The organism is Barnesiella viscericola DSM 18177 (assembly GCF_000512915.1).
In the GTDB taxonomy this organism is placed as follows: Bacteria; Bacteroidota; Bacteroidia; order Bacteroidales; family Barnesiellaceae; genus Barnesiella; species Barnesiella viscericola.
In genome coordinates this window covers 524311-550077 of record NZ_CP007034.1, presented here as the reverse complement: position 1 = coordinate 550077, position 25767 = coordinate 524311, and the positions used below count along the sequence as shown (strand labels likewise).

At 50.9% G+C, this 25767-nt stretch carries 22 protein-coding genes and 1 pseudogene; 18 read left to right on the top strand and 5 right to left on the bottom strand.

What is annotated here, in order from left to right:
- Nucleotides 1-119: 119 nt before the first annotated feature.
- From BARVI_RS02315 to BARVI_RS13635, 18 genes and pseudogenes are all read left to right on the top strand, one after another.
- Nucleotides 120-641, top strand: coding sequence for a flavodoxin (locus BARVI_RS02315; protein WP_025277682.1), 522 nt, complete (start codon nucleotides 120-122; stop codon nucleotides 639-641).
- 105 nt (nucleotides 642-746) lie between these two features.
- A complete protein-coding gene (locus BARVI_RS13595) occupies nucleotides 747-1004 on the top strand; it encodes a hypothetical protein (RefSeq protein WP_316929391.1) in 258 nt (85 codons plus the stop codon).
- 6 nt (nucleotides 1005-1010) lie between these two features.
- A pseudogene (locus BARVI_RS13640) lies at nucleotides 1011-3178 on the top strand (outer membrane beta-barrel protein).
- Between the two features lie 155 nt (nucleotides 3179-3333).
- A complete protein-coding gene (locus BARVI_RS02305) occupies nucleotides 3334-4770 on the top strand; it encodes a leucine-rich repeat domain-containing protein (protein WP_025277681.1) in 1437 nt (478 codons plus the stop codon).
- A 166-nt stretch (nucleotides 4771-4936) separates the two neighbouring features.
- Entirely contained in the window at nucleotides 4937-5413 is a 477-nt protein-coding gene (locus BARVI_RS13495; RefSeq protein ID WP_232214031.1) for a hypothetical protein, read from the top strand.
- Nucleotides 5349-5981, top strand: a complete 633-nt coding sequence (locus BARVI_RS02300) for a DUF4903 family protein (protein WP_025277680.1) — start codon at nucleotides 5349-5351, stop codon at nucleotides 5979-5981. Before BARVI_RS13495 ends, BARVI_RS02300 begins: the two co-directional genes overlap by 65 nt.
- 15 nt (nucleotides 5982-5996) lie before the next feature.
- Nucleotides 5997-8357, top strand: coding sequence for a TonB-dependent receptor (locus BARVI_RS02295; RefSeq protein ID WP_025277679.1), 2361 nt, complete (start codon nucleotides 5997-5999; stop codon nucleotides 8355-8357).
- The gene (locus tag BARVI_RS02290) at nucleotides 8354-9064 is read left to right on the top strand and encodes an HmuY family protein (protein WP_025277678.1); all 711 of its coding nucleotides are present in this window, start codon (nucleotides 8354-8356) and stop codon (nucleotides 9062-9064) included. The genes BARVI_RS02295 and BARVI_RS02290 overlap by 4 nt, the downstream gene beginning before the upstream one ends.
- 8 nt (nucleotides 9065-9072) lie before the next feature.
- Nucleotides 9073-9333: a hypothetical protein gene (locus BARVI_RS02285; protein ID WP_232213993.1), complete on the top strand. Its 261-nt coding sequence runs from the start codon at nucleotides 9073-9075 to the stop codon at nucleotides 9331-9333.
- Nucleotides 9317-10234 carry a hypothetical protein gene (locus tag BARVI_RS02280; protein ID WP_025277676.1) on the top strand — a complete coding sequence of 306 codons (918 nt, stop codon included), beginning with the start codon at nucleotides 9317-9319 and terminating at the stop codon, nucleotides 10232-10234. Before BARVI_RS02285 ends, BARVI_RS02280 begins: the two co-directional genes overlap by 17 nt.
- Complete coding sequence (locus tag BARVI_RS02275; RefSeq protein WP_025277675.1) at nucleotides 10231-11115, top strand: hypothetical protein; 885 nt, start codon at nucleotides 10231-10233, stop codon at nucleotides 11113-11115. The genes BARVI_RS02280 and BARVI_RS02275 overlap by 4 nt, the downstream gene beginning before the upstream one ends.
- Nucleotides 11112-12611: a PepSY domain-containing protein gene (locus BARVI_RS02270; protein WP_025277674.1), complete on the top strand. Its 1500-nt coding sequence runs from the start codon at nucleotides 11112-11114 to the stop codon at nucleotides 12609-12611. Before BARVI_RS02275 ends, BARVI_RS02270 begins: the two co-directional genes overlap by 4 nt.
- 83 nt (nucleotides 12612-12694) lie before the next feature.
- Nucleotides 12695-13306 carry a TetR/AcrR family transcriptional regulator gene (locus BARVI_RS02265; RefSeq protein ID WP_025277673.1) on the top strand — a complete coding sequence of 204 codons (612 nt, stop codon included), beginning with the start codon at nucleotides 12695-12697 and terminating at the stop codon, nucleotides 13304-13306.
- 194 nt (nucleotides 13307-13500) lie between these two features.
- A complete protein-coding gene (locus tag BARVI_RS02260) occupies nucleotides 13501-14322 on the top strand; it encodes a class I SAM-dependent methyltransferase (RefSeq protein ID WP_025277672.1) in 822 nt (273 codons plus the stop codon).
- 10 nt (nucleotides 14323-14332) lie between these two features.
- On the top strand, nucleotides 14333-16135 hold the full coding sequence (locus BARVI_RS02255) for an ABC transporter ATP-binding protein (RefSeq protein ID WP_025277671.1): 1803 nt from the start codon (nucleotides 14333-14335) through the stop codon (nucleotides 16133-16135).
- A gap of 7 nt (nucleotides 16136-16142) precedes the next feature.
- Nucleotides 16143-16763, top strand: a complete 621-nt coding sequence (locus BARVI_RS02250; RefSeq protein ID WP_025277670.1) for a class I SAM-dependent methyltransferase — start codon at nucleotides 16143-16145, stop codon at nucleotides 16761-16763.
- A gap of 8 nt (nucleotides 16764-16771) precedes the next feature.
- The gene (locus BARVI_RS02245; protein ID WP_025277669.1) at nucleotides 16772-18502 is read left to right on the top strand and encodes an ABC transporter ATP-binding protein; all 1731 of its coding nucleotides are present in this window, start codon (nucleotides 16772-16774) and stop codon (nucleotides 18500-18502) included.
- Nucleotides 18503-18697: 195 nt separating this feature from the next.
- Nucleotides 18698-19438 carry a hypothetical protein gene (locus BARVI_RS13635; protein WP_038534240.1) on the top strand — a complete coding sequence of 247 codons (741 nt, stop codon included), beginning with the start codon at nucleotides 18698-18700 and terminating at the stop codon, nucleotides 19436-19438.
- Nucleotides 19439-19449: 11 nt separating this feature from the next.
- Here BARVI_RS13635 and BARVI_RS02235 read toward each other — a convergent pair whose 3' ends face one another.
- From BARVI_RS02235 to BARVI_RS02215, 5 genes are all read right to left on the bottom strand, one after another.
- Nucleotides 19450-20883 (bottom strand): AAA family ATPase, encoded by a 1434-nt coding sequence (locus tag BARVI_RS02235; protein ID WP_025277667.1) that lies wholly within the window; start codon nucleotides 20881-20883, stop codon nucleotides 19450-19452.
- 388 nt (nucleotides 20884-21271) lie between these two features.
- A complete protein-coding gene (locus BARVI_RS02230; protein ID WP_025277666.1) occupies nucleotides 21272-22339 on the bottom strand; it encodes a DUF6371 domain-containing protein in 1068 nt (355 codons plus the stop codon).
- A 135-nt stretch (nucleotides 22340-22474) separates the two neighbouring features.
- On the bottom strand, nucleotides 22475-23893 hold the full coding sequence (locus BARVI_RS02225) for a DUF3987 domain-containing protein (protein ID WP_025277665.1): 1419 nt from the start codon (nucleotides 23891-23893) through the stop codon (nucleotides 22475-22477).
- On the bottom strand, nucleotides 23886-24239 hold the full coding sequence (locus tag BARVI_RS02220) for a helix-turn-helix domain-containing protein (RefSeq protein WP_025277664.1): 354 nt from the start codon (nucleotides 24237-24239) through the stop codon (nucleotides 23886-23888). The genes BARVI_RS02225 and BARVI_RS02220 overlap by 8 nt, the downstream gene beginning before the upstream one ends.
- Nucleotides 24240-24330: 91 nt before the next feature.
- Complete coding sequence (locus BARVI_RS02215; RefSeq protein ID WP_025277663.1) at nucleotides 24331-25674, bottom strand: transposase; 1344 nt, start codon at nucleotides 25672-25674, stop codon at nucleotides 24331-24333.
- Nucleotides 25675-25767 lie beyond the last annotated feature (93 nt).

The following is a 25767-nucleotide window of genomic DNA, read 5'->3' as shown; positions in this document are numbered from 1 at the left end:
ATTTGTGCTGCATATAGCAATAAACCGGAGATTATCACCGTCGTTTGAATAGAATTTGTACTTTTGTCGGAGGGAAAGACAGGTTCTGGATACAAGTAACAACTCCAATAAATTGTGATATGAAAAAGAAAATACTGATAGCGTTTTTCTCCCAAAGCGGAGAGACTTATGTAAATGGAAAGATCATCCCACTCGCTGTGGGAAACACAGAGACGGTGGCACGCAAGATTGCGGCGTTGACGGGCGGCGACCTCTTCCACATCGAGAAAGAAGGGGGCTATCCGCCTACCTACCGGGGAACGGTGGAAGTGGCAAAAGAAGAATGGCATACGGATGCGCGGCCCGTGTTCAAAGGCGGGGTGGAGGGAATGGAACAGTATGACACGGTGGTCCTGGGCTATCCGAACTGGTGCAACACCATGCCCAAGCCGGTATGCACTTTCCTTGAAGCATACGATTTCAGCGGAAAAACCGTCATACCTTACTGCACGCACGAAGGCAGCGGGCTGGGCAGCAGCGTGGACGACCTGAAACGGCTCTGTCCGTCATCTGTCGTATTGGAGGGTACTGCCATACACGGTGCGGAGGCGGCCGGTGCAGATGCCGAAGCGGAACGCATTGCCGCACTCGCCCTTCAATGAAGGACGCCTCAATATACCAACAATTCGGTATTGTCTGCCTGACTCGGAAGCCGTATTTTTGCCGACTGTTATATTTATCCATCCAAGAGCAGATAAGAGTAGTGCATGGCGGCAAAAATAAGAGGAATATGGCTTCTCGTGTGTCTGCTCCCGGTCGCCATGTATGCGCAGCAGACGGTGAGGGTGAGCGGGCAGACGTTTGTATGCGCTTATGCGGACGGCAAGGACACGCTTGAAACGCTGCCATACGCCAACCTTGCACTGCTGGAGGGAAAGGACTCCACCCTCGTGAAAGGCAGGACTGCCGATGCGCAGGGGCGTTTCGACTTCACTTTTACCGCCCGTGCGGACATGCCCTATTAATTAAAGGTGTCGTACCTCGGCACGAAACCGGAATACCGGAGGATTGACCCCCGGAAAGCGGAGAGCCGGTTGGGAAACATCGTGCTTGCAGACGGGATTGAACTGGTCGAAGTGGTGGTCACTGCTCCCATAAAGGAGGTGGAACTGGTGGGAGACACTACCGTCATCAATGCCGATGCCTACCGGATTCCCGAAGGATCGAACTTGGAAGAGCTGGTAAAAAAGATACCGGGCCTGGAATATGACAGGCAAAATAAGACCTTGGTTTATAATGGGCTCCCCATTGCGGAAATCAATGTAAACGGGGAAGCGTTCTTTGCCGGAAACTATGCGCTGGCTTTGGAAAATCTGCCCGCCGATTTGGTAAGCAGGATAAAAGTGTATGACAAGCGTAGCGAAATGGAGAAATTCATGGGGATAAAAACAGGGGAAGAAAACTATGTGCTCGACCTGCAAACCAAGAAGGAGTTCAACGGTACACTGATGACTTCCATAGCCGCAGGCAAGGGTAACAACAAGGAAAAGAAGCGGAACTGACGGGCAACTATTTTAAGAAAAGCGGCGAGAACCTTTCACTTATCGCCAAGTCCGGCAACCGGAATATGACAACCTCTTATGAAGACAACCGGACGGATAATATCGCCTTGAACTTCGTAAAGAAATTCGGTCCGGACTTATCCGTGAACGGGAATGTGATGTACAACAACTTTATAAATGGAAGTGAAGGCACATCCTATTACGAACAATATCTGAATACCGGAAATACTTACCGCTATTCCTCCAACACCAACCGCATGGAAAACCGCATGGCAAGTGCCGCGCTGGGGGCGCAATGGTATGTGAATGACAAGACGCTTTTAAGTTTTACCGGAAATTTCAGTACCTCGAAAGGTTCCGGCGAGAACGGCAACCGGCAGGACACATACAGTGCCGACCCCGGCCTGGATGTGTCCGACCCTTTCGGGGAAGGTGCGGGAGAAGACGTTGCGGAGGACATCCGGATAAACGCCATCGGCATGAGTTCCGTCTCAAAAAACCGCAACAGCCAGTACATACTTATGGCAGAAGTCACCCGCAAGCTGAACGGCAAGGGGAGCCACATCAGCCTGACCGTGCAATACTCCGACGGGCGGAACGACAACGACAATTTCTCCGTGTCATCCACCACCTATTACCAGTTGGACGGCTACATGTGCGGCGACTCCGTACTCTACCGCAACCAGTACCAACACAGCCCGATGCGCAACCGCAGCCTTGCGGCAGGATTGTCTTTCACGCAGCCGCTGGGCAAGCGGCTGAAGATGCAGTTGTCCTACAAGTTCCAGTCCGACCGCCAATACAGCAACCGCGACACGTATGACCTGTCCCCGTTCTTTGGGGAAGACGACGGTGACCGCCCGGCAGGATACCTTCCCGACAATCACGAAACCGGCTATACGGACAGCCTGAGCAACCGAAGCGCAAGCCGCAGCATTTCCCATACGATGGGTCTTACATTGAACTATGCCGACAAGGAGTGGGACATCCGTGCCGGGGTGTCCGTTTCCCCCGAACGGCAAAGCCTTGACCAGAAGACGGGGATGCTGCAGGCAGACACCGTCCGGCAATCCTGCAATTACAGCCCCAATCTTACAGTGGCATGGCGCAGGAAACAGACGCGGGTGCAACTGACCTATTAGGGGAACACCCGGCAGCCTGCGTTGGGCGACCTGCTTACCCTGACCGACAACAGCGACCCGCTGAACATCACCCGTGGAAATCCCGGCCTGAAGCCTTCCTTCAACCAGAACATAAGGCTGGAAGCGCGGGACACGAAAATAGGTCTGAGCGGCGATTTGAACTGGTCGAATACAATAAACAATATAACACGTGCAGTCACCTACAACGCCGTGACGGGCGGCATCCAGTTGCGGAGCGATGCCGCCTATTCCTTCCGCAACGGGACGAATATTCGCAAAGGCGCGGACGACCAGGAGGTGTGGAACGTGCGCCTGGCGTGGCGTTTCCTCAAACAGAAAAAAGCGGAGCTGTCGTTCTACTGGTCGGACATCCTCAGCCAGAAGAAGAATTTCTCCCGCAGCGTTTCCTCTGCCGGGCTGTCGGAAACACACACGCAACAGATAGGTAGTTACTTCATCGTATCATTCAAATACCGCTTCAACAGGCAACTCTAATTCCTTTTAAATTCAGTATGTTATGTTTTCAATTTGGATTTCCTACCCACAAATAGTGAACACAAAAATACCAATTTTAAGGTATTGTAAGGGTTCTGACATGATTGTAATTTTGCACCGATAAAAATAAGTGTAACTTAAATTAAATTGAAACGATGAACAAACTTTACATGGGTGTTGCCGCTCTTGCCTTGTGCCTCGGCTTCACCGCCTGTAGCGACGATGAGGACGGGCCTTCATACAGCACCGCCACCGTACAGAACACGGAACTGAAAACCATCCTTGCCCAGAAGGGCTACCAGTTCAATGCCGACGGCAACCTGCTACTGGACGAACTGGCCAACAATACCACCACCCTCGACCTTTCGGGAACAAACATCTCCACCGACGCGCTTGCCGAACTGAGCATACTGCCCAATCTGAAGGAGGTGGATTTGTCGGGAAATGGTTACGGCCCGGCGTTCGACTTTGCCAAATTACCGGAACAAATCACCGGCATAGACCTGACGGGTAATGAAATCTACGACTATGATAATCTTGTGAGTGTCGTAGTGGAAGAAAACGGCGATGAAACTGTGACTAACCTGCACGAAATTACCAAACTTTACCTTCCGGAAACCGCTAAAGAGAATATCGAAGATCTCGTGCGTTTCTACCGCCAAAACAAGGAAGCCATCACCGCCGGCACCATTGATATGAAGATGACTGATGTCGACGGCAATCTGCAAACTTATACCACCCTGCGCGACGTGCCCGACGCAAACCTGCTCACTTATTTGCAGACAAATTTTGCCGATCTGTTTAACGGCGACCAAATAGACCTTAGCAAACATTTGGGACTCGACCAGAAAACAAAGGAACTGCTTGTTGCTCCTGCTGATAATGTTACCAACTTTGAGGGTATTCAGTTTCTGGTGGAGAATCCTTATTGGGAAGGTGCTAAAATCAGCCTTTATTCTGCCGGAGAAGAAAGTATAGCTTCTATGCCCAATATAAAAGTAGGGAAATTCATAACCCAAGTCATCCTGCAAAATATAGAAGTGGAAGATATCGACTTATCCAATGCTACAGATTTGCGAAGTGCTTGGGTCCAAAATAACCCGGCATTGCAGAAGTTAGATTTGAGTTATTCCACTATTTGGGGTCAAGGAGATAAAGAAACGGAAGGCAATGGTACGTATGGCAGTAGTCTGATGGTTCTGGGATGTCCTATACTGAAAGAAATCAAATTGCCCGAAAAAAATGAATTGAAAGCCTACAGAATTGATATTGAATGCTTGGACGCATTGGAAACATTTGACATGTCGAATGTCAAGATGGTAGCAGAACTCAGTATAGGTGATTTGAATAAAGACTTTAATCTGGTTTATCCGGAACTGACCATTTTCTATAGTGAAGATGGATATGCCGGTACTTATTTCGCTTGTTCAGAGAACACTTTCTATAGAGAATCAACCCAAGCATTCCTGAAAGCAAATTATACAGACATTGACCCAGACGATACGGTCAGAAGGTTAGGTTATACTTCTTCTTTATCGTATGATAAAAACAAAGGATGCCGTTGGAGGACTTTATTGAACAAACAAAAATAAAGTGTAATTATTTTTTATTAAACTTTAATTATAAAAACGATGCGAAAATTTTTCTTAGGAGCTACCCTTGTTGCAGCAAGTTTCGGAATGGCGCAGTCTGCTGAGTTTACTCTTGCGGTATCCGGTAAGTTCTTAGGTGCAGATTTCCCTGCATCCGTACACTTTGTTGGAACAAAATAATTCGTCATTATTTTGTCAAGCAACGAATTTAAATTCAGAAAGAGTAAGGGGAAAGCCGTCAAACGGCTTTCTGTTAGCTCTTTTTGTGTGTTTACTAAGAAAAATTTATCACAACATATTCACCTCACCCAATGGGGAAGAAAACCATTATCTTGTCGGCAAGGCTGCTATGCCGCTAAAAACACTCCCGGTATGCAACCGACGGCGAGGAAACAAAATTATCCAAACCGCCAGCCTACATGCGGTACACATCAAAGACAGACTTTGCCATCGGAAAAAGCCTGCCTTTAATCATGTAAAAACCATGACTTTACATACCCTTTGCGGAATACACGCAGGCAAGGGTAATGAACAGGAAACAATTATAGGTTACAAAACAAGTAAATTATATAAGCAAAATGAAAAAGTTATACTTTTTATTCAGCTTTCTTATGGCAACAGTAATCGGATTAAGTTCGTGTGAAAGTGACGATTCACTTACCAATGAGCCACCTGCACAGGAATATATTGATAAGGCAAAGGAAATCCTTGTAGGAGACATCGTGCTCTCAACCCGTGCTACAATGAGCGGCGTGGACAAGACGCTGCTGGAAAGCGGTTGCCCCACCAAGTTCAGTTTTACGTGGCGAGAAGACGGTATGATGGTGCTCGACCTGAGCGACTTCACCGTTGGCGCCATGCCCTTTGCCATCACCTTCCGCTGTGCAACGAAGTTTATGCAACTCAACAGTTGGGAAAAGGATGAATACCCCGGCAGCGGTTGGGTGAAGTTCGTGGGAACGGACGGAAACGTCACCACGAGCGGCGATGACGCTGCGGACAACCAGGAAGGGAGCGGTGCACGTGTGGATGGTTTCCTGAACGTGGACACCAAGCAAGTGGAGTTCATCGTGGACTACAATATGATGAACGTGCGCACGGAGACCTTCTTGCAGACCATCGACCCCACACGCATTGACCGCTTCGAGGAAGAGTTTGCCCAATATGAAAAAGACTTGGAAGAAGCCAAGAAAGAACAGGGCAAGAATTAATCTCCGGGCAGTACGATGAAACGAACAACCATACTCATCCTGCTGTTTGCGGTGCTGGCGTGCGTGGACGTGGCGGCGCAGCGGAAGCTCACGCTGACGGTGTTGGAGAACGGGACGGAACAGCCCATCATCGCCGCCAACATTTCCTATGCTGACAACGAGGCTATGCAGAACGCGCAATACACCATCACCGACACGGATGGGAAGGCCGTATTGAAACTTACGTCCGGTGACACGTGGTATTACAAAGTGACCTACGTCAGCTTCGTGCCCGATACGGGACGGATAGAATCCTCCGAAACGGCCAAAACCGTTTACTTGAAAGAAGACGCATTGGGCCTGAACGAGGTGGTGGTGACCGGCAGCCGCACGGCACGCCCCATCAAGCTGTCGCCCGTCACCACGCAGGTGTTGGGCGGCAAGGCGTTGGTGGATGCCGGGTACAGCAACCTCCAGCAGGCATTGCAACAGGAAACGCCGGGACTGAACATCCAGAAGGTGGGCTTCGGCAACGAAATCTCCATGCAGGGCCTCGACGCCCGACACGTGCTGTTCCTCATGGACGGCGAGCGCATGACGGGCGACATGGCGGGCAACCTGGACTATGAACGTTTCAACCTTCATGCCATAGACCGCATCGAGATAGTGAAAGGTGCAAGCTCCACCCTCTACGGAAGCCGTGCGGCTGGAGCTGTCATCAACCTGATAACCAAAAAGACCTCCAAACCGCTGTCGATAGACGCCGGAGTGCGTTATGGACAGATGAACGAGCGCAACTACAAGAATCCGCAGCCCAGCGACTTCCTGTATATGTTCGAGCAGAATGCCGACCGCCCCAACCTGCAAGGCTGGGTGTCAGCCGGCTTCAATACGGGCAAAGTGACCTCGCAGACCGATGTGTGGTACAGCTCCACCGACGCATTCTATATGTATCAGGCGGAGAACGACAAGAAAGTCTATACGCAGGAGGCCAACCCTTTCCTTCCCCATGACATCACGGTGGTCAGCACCGCAGCCCGCCCGCCAATGGGTATCGAAGGCAAGGAGCACATCACGATGTCACAGAAAGTCTATTACGATCCGATAAAAGATTTGTCAGTTTTGGTATATGGAGGAGGCTTCTTCATGAACACGTACGACCTGATACAGGACATGACGTTCAGTCAGGCGAACGAATGGAACGCCGGGGCCAAGGTGACTTACCATATGAAAGACTGGTTCAGCGTGACCGGAAGCCTGCACGGGGATTTCTATAACCGATACAAGCGCCATGAGCGCATCGATACCCGTAATAAGGACTATGAGAGCAGCATCTGGCAACCCCGTCTGACCGTGACGAGCGACTACTTCGACGGCCACAGTCTGATATTCGGCATCGAACACACTTCTGACGAATTGACCAGCGACCGTTTTTCGGGCAATGCCAACCATGACCTGAAAACCCGCGCCCTGAAAGAGACGGAATATTTCCTGCAGGACGAATGGACCATTAATCCCCAATGGATGGTGTCTGCCGGACTGCGCACTAACTTCTCGCGTGCGTTCGGTTTCATGGCTATGCCTAAAGTGGCTGCAAAATATTCACCCAATGAGCAGTGGGCTATCCGCGCCAACTATTCAATGGGTTACCGTTCTCCCAGTATCAAGGAACTTTTCTTCAACTGGGACCATTTGGGAATGTTCATGATTCGCGGTAATGAGAACATGCAGCCGGAGAAGAACAATTACTTTTCGCTCGGTGCAGAATATTCGAACGACCGCCTGTTCGTGTCCGGTACGGCATACGGCAACTATTTCCGCGACAAGATTGAGGGAGTGTGGCGTATTTATGACATGCAGTACAATTTTGAATATACCAATCTGAGCAAGCAGCGTCTGTTGGGTATTGAAGCTTTGTTACGCTGGAGGGTATTGGATTGTATGACCCTTAACGGAACTTACAGTTATGTCAATGTGAGCAAGAACGAGGGCATACAGGTAAATACCACATCTCCACACGCTGCTACTGCAAGTCTGGATTATAAATATGCACGGAAGAATTATCGTCTGAATGCTGTGTTCAGTGCATCGTATATGGGAAGCAAGAAGTTCGATGTGCAGGATCGCGTATTCGTGGAAGAGGACAACAAGAGCTATGATGCCTATTTCCGTTGCGACCTTCCGCAATATGTACTGTGCAACCTCTCCGTATCGCAGACTTTCTGGAACAAGGTGAAGCTGACTCTTGGTGTGGACAATCTGTTCAACTATGTGCCGAAAACACTGGGTTCCGGGATTACGATGTTCAATGTTCCGGCTACAGCCGGAACCCGCGGATGGGTACAGATGGAATTTATGCTTGATGATGTGATTAACTCATTAAAGAAAAGGAAATGAAAGGTTTGAAATTGAAAATAATGGCTTTTCTGTTGGGGGGTCTGACGATGACCGCTTGTGTGGACTATGACGACATACAGCCTTTCAACGGAAAGACACTGCCGCGCAAGTCGGGTTATTCCACCGGTGTGACGAACGACTGGATTTATTTTAACCTGCGCACCGGCGAAATGTTCAATGCCTATGGGGTGAACAAGGACATCAAGGAAGGCGAACAGTACGACCGCACGGATTGGGACTTGGCTTTTTGCGGCTACGTGTTGAGAACGAACAGCGGTACCAGTGGTATAGGCCGTGGAGGTGCAGCCGACTTGGGATATGGCGAATACAATAAGTGGACAAGCGTTTCGCAGTTACCGTCGGATTTGGAATGGGTGGTCGATAATGGTGAGGTCAGTGTGACCATGTCGCAGAACGACTGGAACCATTACCTGGTGGAGAACGGGCTGGATTTTGATTCTAATCCCTGGTTCGACCCGAACAACGGACCGCAAAGGACAAAGACCAATGCCAATCCGTTGCTGGCCGAGGCGATGACGTTTGCCGGACCTCCTCCTGTATATACTCCGTCTTTCCATACATACGTAGTGCGTACGGCAGACGGACAGCGTTACTTCAAAATACAGATTATCAGCTGGTATGATGCCAATGTGGAGATAGGTGACGAAGGAGGAAGAATCAGTTATTACTGCGACGAACTGAAATAGGCATGCTTATGGAAAAGACACTCTTTCGTTTTTGGAAATTCTGCAACCGCAAATGGGTGAAATGGACGCTGGTCACTATTTTTGTGCTGGCGGTCACCGTCGCCCACTTTGTCATGTACGGCAAGTACGGCGGCACGGAGAAGTCACCTGCATGGGAGTTCACCCTTGCATTGCATTCCGTCCTTTTGGTGGCGGCACTCCTGATGATTGTGATTTATAAAAAGTATATCAAACGAAAACTGTTGGAACATTATGGAACAAAAGACTGAAACGACAAAGACGGCGGGCACGCCGCCGGGCAAGAAACTTTACTGGTGGAAAGCCTCCGCCTCCTTCCTTTTGGTACTGTTCACCATGCCTTTGGGACATGCGCTGATGATTATGATGGAACACCTGATGAGCGAGACCGTGCTCCACTATTCCGCCTTTGCGATGGGCGCGGTGGGCATGGCGATGGTCATCATCGGCGTGTTTGCCAAGGGCGACACGCGGCAGACCCTTTGGGGGCTGTTCGGCGGCCTGCTGTTCTGGACGGGCTGGGTGGAGTTCCTTTTCATGTACTTCGCCAACCGCTTCGGCACGCAGCCGCAGCTCGACCCCGTGACGGGCGAGGTGGTGACGCGGCCCGAATACCTCATCATGCCCGCCTCGTTCGGGTTCTGGATGATGATAATGATCATGTACCTGTTCAGCACGAAGAACGGCTGCAACTTCATCAACTGGTGGCAGCGGCTGCTGTTCCGGGGGCGGAAGAACGACATTGCCGCACGCCCCATGACACGCCACGCCAGCATCGTGACCTTCATGGAACTGATGATGATTCTGTGGGGCTCGTACCTGCTGCTGATGTTCTGCTACGATGACGTGTTCCTCGGCGACCACCATCCCGTAACCCTGCTCGTGGGGCTGGGCTGCCTGATAGGGTCGTTCTTCATCTTCGCCAAGCAGCTGCGCATTGCCTCGTGGGGCGCGAACATCCGCATGGCCATCGCCACGGTCATCGTGTTCTGGACGCCCGTGGAGATATTGGGACGCATGGACCTGTTCAGCGAGATATGGACGGCACCCATGGAACACAAGACGGAGATGATTATCATCCTTCTGGCGTTCGTAGCCTTAGCGGTGTACCTGTGGTACAAGAGCGCGAAACGTAAAGCCTCGGCACAATGAGCGGGACGAAGCAACTGCACTGGGCGAAGGCGGTCGTCTCGATAGCTGTCACCCTCGTGGCCATGCCGCTGACCCATATCCTTGCCCGTGCGCTGAAGGACGGCACTTCGGGCGTGGAGCAGTTCTATGCCGGTATGGGTATGGGTGCCGTAGGACTGCTGATGGTCATCGTCGGCGTGTTCGTGAAGGGAGACGCGCGTCAGACCCTGCTCGGACTGTTCGGCGGTATGTTCTACTGGATGGGGGCGGTGGACTTCCTCTTCATGTACTACGCCAACCGCTTCGGCACGCAGGCACAGCTCGACCCTGTGACGGGCGAGGTTGTCAGCCGCCCGGAGTACCTGCTGCTGCCCGCCACCTTCGGTTTTTGGGCGATGACGATGATGCTCTACCTGTTCTGCACACGCAACGGCTGCAACTTCCTCAACTGGTGGCAAAGGCTGTTCTTCGGCAGGCACAAGAAGGAGATTGCCGCCCGCCCCATGACGCGCCACACCAGCATCGTGGTCTTCATGGAGGTGGTGACGATGCTCTGGACGTGCTACCTGCTGCTGATGTTCTGCTATGACGGACGGTTCATCGGCGACCACAGCCCTGTGACCCTGCTTGTGGGCATGGTCGGGTTCATCGGTTCGCTGTTCATGTTCGCCCGGCTGCTGCGCTATCCGGCATGGGGCATGAGCCTGCGCTACGGCTATGCCACGGTCATCATCTTCTGGATAGGTGTGGAGGTGTTCGACCGTATCCACGTGTTGGAAGGCCTGTGGGCGGCACCGTCGGAACATACCGACCAACTGGCGGTCATCGGACTGTCGCTACTGGCGACTGCCGCTTACCTCATATATAATAAGTTGCACAAGAAACAGACGGCAACGGCATGAAACGGATTACATGGAAAAAACATCATAAGTGGCTGGGCATCGCGCTCAGCCTTTTTCTGCTGATGTTCTGTCTGTCGGGCATCGTGCTGAACCACCGGTGGCTTGTGCGTGATGTCGACATCAGCAGGAAGTGGCTGCCTGTCCGTTACGAATACACGAAATGGAACGGTGGCCTGCTGCGGGGCACATTGCCCTATACGGACGAGGACAGCGTGCGCCGTGTGCTGGTCTATGGCACGGGTGGCATCTGGCGGACGGACACTTCCGCTTCCGCATTCGCCGACTTCAACGACGGACTGTCCGATGGAGCAGACTATCGGCAGATACGTGCCGTGGCGCAAACGGCGGACGGCAGCCTGTATGCGCTCAGTCCTTTCGGGCTGTACCGTTACGGCATCCACACAGGTTGGCAGCAGATACCGCTCCCTACGGACGGAGATGAAATGCTGACGGACATGACCTGCAAGGGCGACACGCTGGCGGTGCTGGGCCGTTCTTATCTCTATATCTCCATGTCTCCCCATACCCAATTCCGTAAGATACAGTTGCAAGCCCCGTCGGACTATGACGGCAAAGTCTCCCTGTTCCGCACGGTGTGGGTGCTGCATACGGGCGAACTGTTCGGTATGCCGGGCAAGCTCGTCATGGATGCGGTGGCCGTGGTATTGGTGTTGCTCAGCCTGACGGGTATCCTCTACTGGCTACTGCCTAAATACATGCGGCGCAGACACAAACAAGGAAAGAGTGCGGACAAGGCGGCACGCTGGACGCGCCTCTCGTTGCTGTGGCATGACAAGTTAGGCCGCACCACCCTTGTATTGACCCTACTTATTGCCGTGACAGGCTGGTGTCTCCGTCCGCCCGTACTGATAGCTCTTGCACTGACCGATACGCCGGCCCTGCCCGGAAGCACCCTTGACAGCCCGAACCCGTGGAACGACAAACTGCGAATGGTGCGCTACGACACCGCCTGCGGCGACTGGTTGCTCTCCACTTCCGAAGGCTTTTATTCCCTGAAATCGTTCGAAGCCATCCCCGAAAGGCTGACACATACGCCACCCGTCAGCGTGATGGGGTTGAACGTATGGCAGCGCGAAGTGCAAGGTCATTGGCTCTGCGGCTCGTTCAGCGGACTGTTTGTATGGAACAGAGCGCAAGGCACGGCGACCGACTGGTTCACGGGCGAACAGGCCGAGGATAAGTCCGGTCCTCCGTTTGGCAAGAAAGCCATATCGGGTTTCAGCGCGGACTTGGGTAAAGAGCCGTTTGCCGTGGAATACTACAACGGGACGAACGCGCTTCCCCAGCCGGAAAGCCTCGCCGCGCTCCCCATGTCGCTTTGGAACTTCGCTCTGGAAGTCCACAGCGGACGCATCTACATCGGCATTGCCGCCACGTATGTGTTCGTGTTCATCGCCGGCATTGCCATTGTGTGGTGTCTGTGGAGCGGATGGAAGTTGCGGAAAAAGAACAGAAATAAACAGGTTCATAACTGAAAATCCCTAAAAATAGGTATTGCACGACAATTTCAAGCCTTATACCTTTGCAAAAAATTAAAAACAGACATTGTTCGTTATAAATGCAAGTGCTGAAAGAGGACATAAGGGGTCGGATATTGACGATTGCCAGGCAGCAATTCGAGAAGAAAGGCTATTCCAAAACTTCAATGCGCGAAATAGCGGAGTTAGCTGGGGTTGGTGTCGGGAATATCTATAACTACTTCACAAGCAAAGATGAATTATTCCATGAAGTGGTCCGTCCTGTTTTGTGCGCTTTGGAAGCCATGCTGCAAGAACACCATGGCATACGGGGCGAAGATATTATGATGATGCGGTCGGAAAAATACCTGAAATCCTGCATTGACGAATATGTTTCGCTTATAGACAAACACCGTTCGCTAATGGAAATACTGTTGTTCCGTGCGCAAGGTTCTTCATTGGAACGCTTCCGTGAGAATTATACCGACCGTTCCACGGAATTGGTTAAGGCGTGGTTCGCGTCCATGCAGCGGAAACATCCCGAAATCAATACGGCTGTGTCCGATTTTATCATTCATTTGCATACGGTATGGATGTTCACGATGTTCGAGGAGCTATTGATGCATTCCGTACCCCGACAGGAAATGGAAGCTATCCTGCACGATTATATTCTATTTGAGATTCAAGGTTGGAGGGCAATCATCAAGATATGAGAGACAGACAACGTACATACAAGCAATCAGCCGCATCAGAGCGGCTGGCAGGGAGGAAATCTTCACGGAGGTTTCCTCCTTTTTTTATGAACAAATCTGAATATCGTTCGCTATTGCGCACCTTTCTCACGTTCGGCAAAGCAAGTAAACTCGCTTTGCCCTCACTTGATCGAAACGTTCACTATTAAAATAGAATAAAGATGAAACACGAGTTTAAGAGCATTGTAGCGGAGACATTGCTTATTCCGCTATACATGAGAGCCAAAGAAAGTCGCCGGAATAATCCCATTCTATATGACAAGGCTGCGGAATGGCTGGCGGACAGTTTGGAATACGATTATTCCCAGTTCGACGGGGCAAAGTTGAGCGAAGTGGGATGCGTGGTGCGTGGATGGTATTTTGACTGCGCTGTGCGCCGATTTATTAAAGCACATTCGCATCCGGTCGTGGTCAATGTGGGATGTGGACTGGATACCCGTTTCCAGCGTATCGGGGACGGGAAAGCGGTCTTTTATGACCTTGATTTGCCGGAGGTCATCGCATTGCGCCGGGAGTTGATACCCGAACAGCCGGGCAATGTCTATATCGCGGCGTCCTTGCTGGAAACCGACTGGATGGATGACCTGCGCCGGAAGCACCCCGAAGCAGAATTTATCTTCATCGTGGAGGGGGTACTGATGTACTTCTACGAGAAGCAAGTAAAATCCTTCCTGCATCACGTGGCGATCCGTTTCGGGGGAGGCGAACTGTGGTTCGACGTGTGCGGCACGATGATGAGCCGGCACGGAGTGAAGCCTGATTCCCTCCGCAAGCACGAAGCTCAAATCCGTTCCGGGCTGAGCGACGGGCATTTAGTGGAACAATGGGAGCCAACCTTACAACTCATCGAGCAAGCCAACTACATGAAGTTCTTCCGTCCGCGCTGGGGATTCTTCTTCGGGCATATACTGGGGCGGATGACGCGGCTGTGCTATAAGTTCAGTTCGTTGCTTGGGTATAAAATCATTTCAAAATAACTTAACAACAATGGAGAAATCAAAAAAGAAAGAAGGTTTGTCCCGACTGTTCGAGATAGCGGGACAAAGGAAAGGCCTGCTTATATTGGCAGGTCTGCTGTCCGCCGGTAGTGCGGTATGTATGTTAGTGCCTTATTGGGCTGTTTATGAAATCTTGAAAGAGTTGTTATCTCATGGCGCAAATCCTGCCGCTTCGGACGGAGCGGGCATGATGCGTTGGGGATGGATAGCGTTTGGAGGGCTTGTTGGCGGATTGGTATTGCTATATGCCGCCCTGATGTCCTCGCATGTGGCTGCTTTCCGCATCCTGTATGGGTTGCGTGTCCGCCTGTCCGAGCATATCGGCAAATTACCTTTGGGATATTTGAACAACACTTCCACGGGAGCCATCAAGAAAACGATGGACCAGAACATAGAAAAGATAGAAGGCTTCATCGCCCATACCATCCCGGATTTGGTCAATGTAGTGGCTACGGTGGCGGTGATGCTGGTCATCTTTTTCTCTTTGGATGTATGGCTGACAGTGGTCTGTCTGGTGGTCGTGGTGATTAGCCTTTTCCTGCAATTCTCCAACTTCATGGGGAAACGGGCAAGAGAGTTCATGTCCATTTATTACGATGCACAGGAAAAGATGAGCGCATCCGCCGTGCAGTATGTACGTGGAATGCCCGTGGTCAAGATTTTCGGGCAAAGTGTCCGCTCGTTCCGCCAGTTTAACGCCGAGATACAGGCATACAAGACATTCGCCTTGAAATGTTGCGACACCTATCAGAACGGGATGATTGCATTTACCGTCCTGCTCAATTCGATGGTTACATTTATACTTCCGATGGGCATCCTGCTGTTGCAAGCCAGTCCGCAGTCGCTCTCATTGGCTGTGGTGTGGCTGTTCTTCATCATCATGGGGCCGGGCATGGCTTCACCCGTTTACAAACTGACCTTTTTAGGAGGCAACACACGCGACATCAACGAAGGGGTAAACCGTATTGACCGCATATTGGAAAAGAAGCCTGTGCCGGAGCCGGAACATCCGCAAGTGCCTGCCGCTTACGATGTTGAGTTTCGCCACGTGTCCTTCTCCTACGAAAACACTGAACAGGGAACACGGACGGAAGCCCTGCGTGATGTCAGCTTCATTGCACCACAAGGAAAGATAACTGCCCTTGTCGGCCCGTCAGGAAGCGGCAAATCAACGGTTGCCAACCTGATACCCCGGTTCTGGGATGTGGAGCAAGGGGAAATTTGTATAGGAGATGTGGATATACGTCAGATAGCTACCGCAAAACTGATGGATATGGTTTCATTCGTGTTTCAAGACACTTTCCTTTTTTACGACACATTATATGAGAATATCGCCGTAGGTTCTCCAGATGCCACGAAAGAAAAGGTAATAGCCGCTGCGAAAGCCGCCCAATGCCACGATTTCATAGAGCGTCTGCCGCAAGGCTACGAAACACGGATAGGCGACAAAGGGGTGTTCTTGTCCGGCGGTGAAGCCCAACGGATATGTGTGGCCCGTGCCATATTGAAGAATGCTCCGATACTGGTGCTGGACGAAGCCACTGCCTTTGCTGACCCTGAAAACGAGCATAAAATGCAAATGGCTTTGCAGTCACTGATAAAGGACAAGACAGTCATCGTGATTGCCCACCGCCTTTCGTCCGTCATCTCCGCGCATCAGATTGTCGTGATGAAAGAGGGCCGTATCGTGCAGTGCGGAAAGCATGAACAACTGTCCGTGACAGAGGGTGTATATAAGAATATGTGGGATGCCTATACGAGCGCATACCATTGGACGTTGAACAAAAATTAAAAGTCATATGGGAAAAAAGAATTTCTTAAACAAAGTCTTGCAAAACACAAGCTGTCCGCAAGGATTCTGGGGACGGATGATTTTGCGAGGGATGAATCGTTTTCATGCATCTTTAGCCAATCGTGGCATGAAGCAAGTGGAATGGCAGCCGGAATGGAATGTGCTTGATATAGGCTGCGGCGGCGGTGCGAATTTGAAACGTCTATTGAATTTATGCCCGAAAGGAAACATCTACGGCATAGACCTGTCAGAAGAAAGTGTTTCATTCGCCCAAAAGTACAATGCAAAAGACTTGGATAAAAGATGTTTCATACAACAAGGGAATGTTTGTTCATTACCTTATGAGGATGGATTCTTTAATGCTATCACGGCTTTTGAAACGGTCTATTTCTGGTCGCCTGTAAACATAGCGTTGTCTGAAGTGGCGCGTGTTCTCCGAGAAGGAGGTTGTTTCCTTATTAGTCTGGAAGCGAGCGACCCCGAACTTGGAAAAATGTGGACGGAACGGATAGATGGTATGGTTGTCTATACTCCGGCAGAATTGGAAGAACGGTTGCATGAAGTCGGATTTTCATCCATCAGAACAATCCGTAAAAAGGAAGAAATACATATTATAGCATATAAATAAAATAAGATATGAATGCAATAAAGAATATTACAATAGGTCACACGGAAAGACTTTACAAGCCGGTGGGTTACACCATGCTTGCCAACTTAGTGAATATAGTACCGTTTTGTCTTTCTATAGAAGCGATACGTATCATTTTCAGTGCATTTGACGGGAGCGGACAGCCGCTTGACACGACCCACCTGTGGTGGATATTCGGCATTATGGCTGTTTATATGCTGGTCATGGCTTTGGCAGAACGGGCATCCTACCGAGCCAATTTTAGAGGAGCATACGAAATGAGTGCTTCCGGGCGTTTGTCGCTGGCGGAGCACTTGCGGAAACTATCGTTGGGCTTTTTGTCGAAACGTGATCCGGGTGATTTGTCGTCTATGCTTGTTACGGACTTCATGATGGCAGAAACGGGAATCTCTCACCATCTGCCCCAATTGATGGGCGCAGTGGTAATGCCAGTGCTGGCTTTTGCTTCATTGATATGGATAGATTGGAGAATGGCGGTCAGTATGTTTGCCGCGTTGCCGCTTGCCTTGCTCGTCCTATGGGCAAGTACAAAGGCGCAACGGAAGCTGAGCGGCAGGCAAATCCAAGCGAAGATAAATGCAGGAAACCGATTGGAGGAATACTTGCAGGGTATCCGGGTGATGAAAGCCTACAATCTGCTGGGCGACCGTTTTGTCCGGCTGCGCAATGCCTTTGGCGAACTTCGCCGTGCCTGCATCCGTCAGGAAGCCCTGTTAGGGCCATTTGTCCTATTGAGCATCACGTTGGTACGTGCAGGGCTGACGATGATGGTGCTGTGCGGAACATATCTGCTATTGGGAGGGGAACTTTCCATCCTCGTATTTGTGCTGTTTCTCGTGGTCGGTTCCCGTGTGTTCGACCCATTGACTTCTGCCCTGACCAATTTCACAGAGTTCCGATACTTTTCCATTGCAGGAGGACGTATTCTTTCCTTAATGAACGAGCCGGAAATGAAAGGAGAACGGCAATCCCCGGTAGCAGGCGACATCCGGTTTGAGCACGTATCGTTTGCCTATCAGGGCAAGGAAGTGCTGCATGATATAACCGTCACGCTCCCCAAAAACTCCTTGACGGCTCTTGTAGGTCCTTCGGGAAGCGGGAAAAGCACGGTGATGAAACTTTGCGCCCGTTTCTACGACCCACAGCAGGGACGCATCTCCTTTGGCGGCGTGCCGATGGACGAAATAGCCCCCGAAAGTCTGATGAGCCACATCTCTATGGTGTTCCAAGATGTCTATCTGTTTCAAGACACGATACGCAACAACATCCGTTTCGGCAAGGCGGACGCGACGGACGAGGAAATCATCGCCGCCGCCCGGAAAGCCTGCTGCCACGACTTCATCATGCGCCTGCCGCAAGGCTACGACACGATGGTGGGCGAAGGCGGCTGCACCTTGTCCGGAGGCGAGAAACAACGCATATCCATTGCCCGTGCCATGCTGAAAGACGCACAAGTCATCCTGCTGGATGAAGCTACCGCCTCGCTCGACCCTGAAAACGAAGTGGAGGTACAACGAGCCATCAACTCGTTGATTAAAGGACGTACCGTCATTGCCATTGCCCACAGGCTCAAAACAATCAAGAATGCAGACCGAATCATCGTCCTTGACAACGGGCGGATACGGGAAGAAGGCACGCACGACGAACTTGTCCGAAAGGAAGGACTTTATGCGCATTTGTGGGAAATACAGGAAAGTATTTCCGGGTGGAAACTGTAGATAAAGATGTGTTAAATTGCAAACTTCGTTACCATCACTTCTGTATTGAATGTGCGGTGGCATTGGCTTACTGTATGAAGTCAGCATTATAATTGTCAGAAAATCTGAAAAGGAAACAATCACAATAGTATAAACATTTAATCAATTTCAAAATGAACAGGTCAGAAAACTGTATTCTCTCTTTTTGGAAGAGATTTGCATCATCGGCACATCATTGCCGAACAGGATGTAAGGAATGAACTTTTTGTATTGCTCGCTTCAGCGAGAGAAACCTATCTCCGGGATGTCGTTGACAGCGGCAAACTTTATCGCCGCTTCGTAGACGACTTCATCAACAGTCACCGGTATATAGACTGCGGCAATGTGGTCTGCCGGAATTGCCATGAGATGATTATCCATGTTGTCCGAGGCATTCTGCATGATTATCAGGATTGTGTGCGAAAAAAGTTCGCTACCGAATCATTCTCATTGGATGATTGCATGGAACTGAAAAGGATGTATGACACATCTGAAATAAATAGTCCGGCATTTGCGTATGATGCGGATCCAATGGCGACCGCAGCTTCACTTTCATTCGAGTGTAATTTTTCGAAGGAACAGATGGCAGGTATTGTGTCTTGTGCCAATACTTACCATCTGTTCTGTGTTCCTACGGTTCGTATGGAGGATATGGAAACTCTTTTTGCCTGCGAGGAGGGCTTCCGTATTCGGGTAAATAACATCCGCCATGTGGCCGTGCTTTTCGACGCTCTGCTCGGAAGGTCGTGCATACAGGCACACTGGCAGTCCATTCTTGAAAGAGGTAGATTTCTGCTTTCCAAGGATGGAAAACGGTTCGTGACCGCTTCGAGCCTGTCAACTGCCCTGTCTGCGGCAAGAATCCGTCCCACATCTGTCGTTTATGCTATCAGAACAATGATAGGCCGACTTCCGTAACAATAATATTCCTATGATTTGAAAAGGTCGTCCATGGTGACTTCACTGTGGACGATACTTTTATGTTTTCCGTCCACCACTCCGTATGTGGTGACAAATGTGATTACCAATGTCTTTCTGGTCTTTGTCGCCATACGGAACAATCCCATCCGTTCACGGAGTTTCATCTCGTAATTATCAGTGATGGCATAACGGTCAGTGCTGAACTTCATTTCGCACAAATGGATGATACGGTCTGCTCGCTCGATAATCATATCAATCTGGAAGCCAGGCATGTTTTTGTCAGAATCTGCCTTGCTTCTCCATGAGGATATGGCCGTTCCGACACCGGCTATTCCGAGTGCCGCCTTTATCTGCCGGTGATGTGCCAGACACACAAGTTCGAAACTGAGTCCCATCCACGCAGAGACGCTGCGGGAATCCATGTTGTTGCTCCACCACCTTTCATCCTTGGCATTGTTGGATTCTATGAACTTGTAATAAAACAATGTAAAGAAGTCCGTAAGCCTGAAAATGCTTCCTCGGGTCTTACTCCCGAAATGTGACAGACGGGTTACGAAATCGCAGCGTTCAAGATTCTTCAGTATCTTGCTTAAGAAAGAGCCTTCCAGACCTGTGGCTTTTGCTATGTCCTCCCTTGTCAGTCCGGACTTGTTCTCCGACAATAACTTGACTATTGATATATATGTGTCGGCATTGCTGAACAGGGCATTGTACAGTTCGTCGAATTCCCCTTTGAGATGGGCACCATCTGCAAAAAAGAGCCGGTCAATGTTCTGTGCAAGACTGTCAGAGGTATTCAGGAGGCTCAGGTAAAAGGGAACGCCGCCAAATATCATATAGCATTGCAGAATCTGGTATCTGTCCCATCTGCAGTTGCGCTGCCTCAGATATTCTTCCGTCTCATGCAGGTTGAACGGGGAAAGATGCAGGTTGCAGGTCACTCTTGCGTGCAGTCCTCCCTGATTGGCTTCTATCTTGTCCGCCATCCATGATGTCGCCGATCCTGTGGCGATGAGCATGATGTCTGTACGCCTGTTGCCCCAGCCGTTCCAGAATGTTTCCAGGGCATTGACAAAATTCGACCTCTGCGTATCCATCCAAGGCATTTCATCAATGAATATGACTTTTTTCCGGTCTGAAGGCAATGTCTCCAGATAATCTTCAAGCGCATTGAAGGCATCATACCATGTCCCGGCTTTCGGCTGTCTTCTTTTCGAATGACGCTTGATCGCCCTCATGAAATTCTGTATCTGCACCGAAGCCGGAGTGTTGTGCTCGCCGACAAAGGTGAAATCATATTTATAGTTGAAGAACTTGTCTATGAGATATGTCTTACCGATACGCCTCCGTCCGCTGATGATGACAAATTCGGAGCGGTCTGATTCCAGACACCGCTGCAGTTCGTCACATTCCCTGTCTCGTGAAACCAGTTTGTCCTGCATAATATTTCCGTTTCCGCAAAGGTACTCAATCCATATGTATCTGCCAAATTTCAAAGAGTGAGTTTGTACTTTATCTTATAAAATATTTGAGTAAAGGTACAAACTCGCCAATACAACATAATACCGAGTTACTACTTTATCTCTGATTTTTTACGAGATAAAGTAACGGTTCAGTATATAGTGGCATTCCATATTTGCCGGATGCTTTTCAGTTTTTCTCGGATAAGTTATGTGCCCAGCTTGCTGTTTCAAGTGGCACGCATCCCACCGCCAAAAGGCGAGTGGGGTATTAGGCTACCCCATTGGGTTTACTACTGGCAGACGGGCAAGCCCGGAGATGAATCGGACTGGCAGGAACGAATGACGGAAAGGTATCTGTTGCCATATGTCATTCCACCCTCCCGGCATCTACCAGTTCGAGCCCGAAGGTGTCGATGAAGGTCTGCAACATGGGGTTGCGTTCTATCATCTTTGCGAGAATCATCTGCGGCGTGTCCTCCATCAGCAGGAAGTCGGCGATGTCCAGTCCCTGACTGCGCTGCGCACCGGTCGCAATCCTCTCCAGCATGTCGGAGCATGTGGCACGCCTGCATACGGGTTCCAGCATGGGCAGCCGCTGCCTCCATTCCTCCGTTGCCTTAAGGTCGGGGAAGAGGACAACCTCCCGGCCGCCCAATACCTGCATGGTCTCGCTGTTGAAGCACCCGTGCATCCCTCCGGTGGCAAGCCAGATGAAGTCCGGGATGAAAAGGGCGGCAACCAGTGCCGTCTTCTCGCTCTCGACAACGGCTACGGGCTTGGTGGACATGGTGGCGGAGGTGTCCGACAGCAGGTGCTCGCCGAACAAGCACTGTTTCATTCTGAAATCAGGGAGCTTCCTTACCGAATGTACCCAGCTGACTTGGTTGAAGGGTTCCTTGATCCGGTGTCCCGTTTCAGCGTCATAACCCATGATCTTGCCCGCACGCACATTGCTGTTCCGGTCTATCTGCCAGAATACGGTCGCACCGCCCCTCCTCCTTGAGGTACCGACCCTGTATAGGCTGAATAGCTTGTCCACATTCTTCTTGCCCATCACTCTGATAAAATAGCGATGCAAGGGGTTGATGTCGTACCTGCGCATGGACTGCTCCACCCAATCGGAGGGAAGAAAGGATATTTGTGGCTTCTGTTCGGGCTGTGGCTTTGCCAACGCTTTTGCAACTATCGGTGTGCCGCCGTTCCTTTCCTGCTTATTCAATTTTTCTTTGACAGTCGGATTGTCCCGGAAGTATTCCTTCGGAGTATAGTGGTAGCCGCAACTGTTGATGTGGTCACAGATGCCCACATTGTCAGGGAACGAAACCTGTCCGGTCTCGTCAATATAACGGGTAAAGCAGGACTTCCTGCCGCACTCCGGACAGGCGGTCTTGCTGCCCGGCCTGTATTTCTGAAGATGGAATCTGTATTCGGTCATGATGCTCTCTTTTGTGGATTCCTGCAAATAAAAACCGCCATTTGCAGTCTGCAGTTCTTGCAGTCTTGCAGGAATTTTACCTTTCCGGTACTCCGAGACTGCAAAACTGCAAAGACTGCAGGCTGCAACAAGGGGTCATCCGTTGCAGTTTCGGGTTGGCGGTTCATTATCGTTTTCATTAGATTTACCAGATTTATCATATCTGATTTTCTCATAATGCCCGGCCTTGGCCTTACGCAGTAGCCTGCTCCGGCACAACTCCTTGAGGTAGTTCATCACCGTGCGCTCGCTGACATTCTGCTGTTCCCTGCCTGTGGCGATGGCCGTCTTCGTGTCGAACGTGTCCGGCAGCAATGACAGCAGTACCTTGGGCGGTTCCTCGCACATGTCTTCCGCCACGAACGAGCGGATGCGGCGGTACGAGTCCTCGAAATAGCCGTTCAGCCGGACAGCGGCTTTTACCGATACCATATCCACAGACTGCAGATGGCTCTCGCCGGAAGCATACCGCAGCACCTGCATGAGCAGGGCCAGCCGTGCCACCTGCGCCGGATGCTTCATCTCACGGCTGTCCACCTCGGCATCGTCCTCTATCCGGTTGATGCGTTCCACTTTCCTGTTCCACCATGAGAAGAAATACTCTTTTGCCTCCCTGTCCATGGACAGCACATGGGATATCCTTTCTTCCTCTCCCGTGTTATAGTCCAGAGCGAGTACCTTGCCAAGTATCTGCTCCCAGCGTGCCGCTGCCAGAGATGCCCTGTCCTCCCCGCCATCATCCCAATCAGTCCATTTTGACACTTCACGGGATTTGGGCAGCACGAACAGGATACGGTCGAGTAGTCCGTTCTCCTCGAAGCCTTTCGTGAGCAGTTCGTGTACACGCTTGGTCTGCGTGGTTCCGACGATATTGATGCATGGCTGTTCTATATGTACGGGTACAGTGTTGCCGACCCTTGTCACATCCAGAGCCCCGCCGCTCCATGCCGTGAGCAGCTGCTCTATGAGCTGTCCGTTGGTATAGCGGTTGGCAGAGTTGAACATCCCCATGATCTCGTCCACGAGGATGACCACGCTACGGGGATTGTTGTTGTGCGTCAGCAGGAGCGATTCGGGGGTGAAGTCGGACACGACGGTACGCCGCAGCACGGGCTTCTTCCCGTTTTCCCCGGCAGCTTTCCATGCCTCCAACTCCGACTCATACGCCTTGAACAGGGCATAGTCGTGCTTCCGTATGGGACGGTATGCCGCCTCCAGCGGCGGTGTCTTGCCCAGTCCCGGCCTGCCCACGAGGATGATGTAGAGGGCGGCATTGCTCTGCCATTCGCCTTTGATGCGGATACGGTAGGTGCCGCCCAATGCCGCAGATACAGCCGAAATCATGGCAGTCGCGATGAACTCTGTCTTGTAGTTCTCGTACCGGGCCATGTCAAGGATGACGGATTGAACCGTCTGCGGGAACACTTCCAGAGGGAAGCCGGTGTCTTCGGTATGTTCCGCCTCCATGCGGATCATGTTGCACAGTTCAAGTCGGGTGTGTGTCATGTCAGCCATTTCTCTTCTTGCAATAGGATGTCACACTCTCGGATTTCCCTCCCGTCTGCACACGCCGGACATCCGACCTGGCATACATGTTCTTGTTGCCCACCTTGACAGGCACAAGGTAGCCCCGCTTTGCCCACAGGTTGAGTGTGCCCTCGCACACGTTCAACAACTCACGGACCTGTTTCGTATTGAGCCATGTCTCTTCCGCCTCACGCTTCATGGCGGCATCCCGTTCCTCCTGCTGCGCCATGATGGTGCGCTGCACGATGGACTCGGCAAACATCTTAAGGTCGGCGGGCGTGACTTCCAGTTTCACGTTCGCGCCCTGTTCGACCAGACTTTCTATGGTGATCATAAATATCAGTTTTGAAGTTTGTGATGACCATCTTCAAAAGTTCCCTGATGCCCCGCTTCCGATGGCTTATAAAAGAGAAGCACCGCCGACCTTAGGGAAAAGGTTGACGGTGCAAAAGTATATGGGAATTGAAACGGATTGATATATAATGCTTTGTCTTAAATTGTTTCAGGCCATAGTGTTCCTTCTGCGTTCCGAACGAGCCTTCCATCCTCGTTGCCCTCACCCTCGCCAGCTCGTTGCGGATGATGTCGTTCTCTTTCTTTTCCAAGGACGGACGGCCACGCTTGACGAATGACGTCTGTATTCCTCTATCCTTGCAGTACCCCCTGTTGGCGCTGCCGGCATAGCCTGCATCTCCTCCGACCTTCTTCGCGTCCACACCGAAGAGCTTTCGGTGCATCTTCAGGCAGTGCGTAAGCCTGGTTCCCTCGTTGAAGGCATTGAATGACAGCTTCTCGATGAATGAGAGTCCGTCAACCTGGATGTTGTTGCACTTCGCACCGAACTCTACGCTCTTCACTTCCTTGCCTCTCACGATCGGCCTCACATACGGCTTGCTGATGCTCACTATCCTGTCCTTGACACTCTCGCGAGGATTGTTGTTCTCGAAGTGGGCCTTCTGCTGACGGTACATCCTTGTGATGATTTCAATATCGCTCTTCTGTCTGGCTGTCAGCAATTTCTCCGCACCTGCATTCTCCCTCTCCAGTGTGCGGGTCTCCTTCAGTATCTTCCCCAAAAGGTTGAGCAGGCGTCTGGTCAGTTTCCTGGTCTGGACTTTCGTATGCCTGCGCCGCTTCCTGTACGACAGGTTGGCCTTCTCTACGTCTACGTACTTCGTCCTCGGACGGTGCACATTCAGCTTGGCACTCAGAGTGCACATTATCTCATATGACTTCTCTATTCCTTCCCACAGAAGCTTCGGATCCGTAGGATAGTGCATCTCGCTCTCGTAACAGGTCGCATCCGTATACATCGTGTCCAGGTCCTTCATGTACGGTTTCCAGGCTCTTGCCAGTATCTCCTGCTGCTGTTGGATCTTCAGCCCGCGGGCCAGTTCCGAAAACACGTCGTCCAGAAGTTTGTAGTTCGTCAGAGGATGCATCGGGTCTATTCTCACATCGCAGAAGAGCTGATAGTGGACGTTACCGTTAAGATGCTCCATCAACTTCGGGCTGCTCAGACCTGTGTACATCTTCAGGAACATCAGCGCAACCTTGCCCTCCGGGGTGAAGTATGTTTTTCGTCCTTTCTTCGCTCTCATGCTCTTGCTTATCAGTCCAAAGTTCTCTGCCATCTCACGTAGCGGCAGCCTCTTCCTGATTTTTCCCAGCTCGCTAGTCGCGAATGTCTGCCTATGCAATTCATAAAAATCGAACTCCGTGAAAGGAAGATCGGGTGATATTCCAGAGAAATTTTGTACCTTAGCCATGCAGATTAATTTTTGCGATACCTCCAAATTTGGCTTTTCCAGGGCGCTTGGGGGTATTCTTTTTATCTTTAGCTAAGATACGGATTTTATATT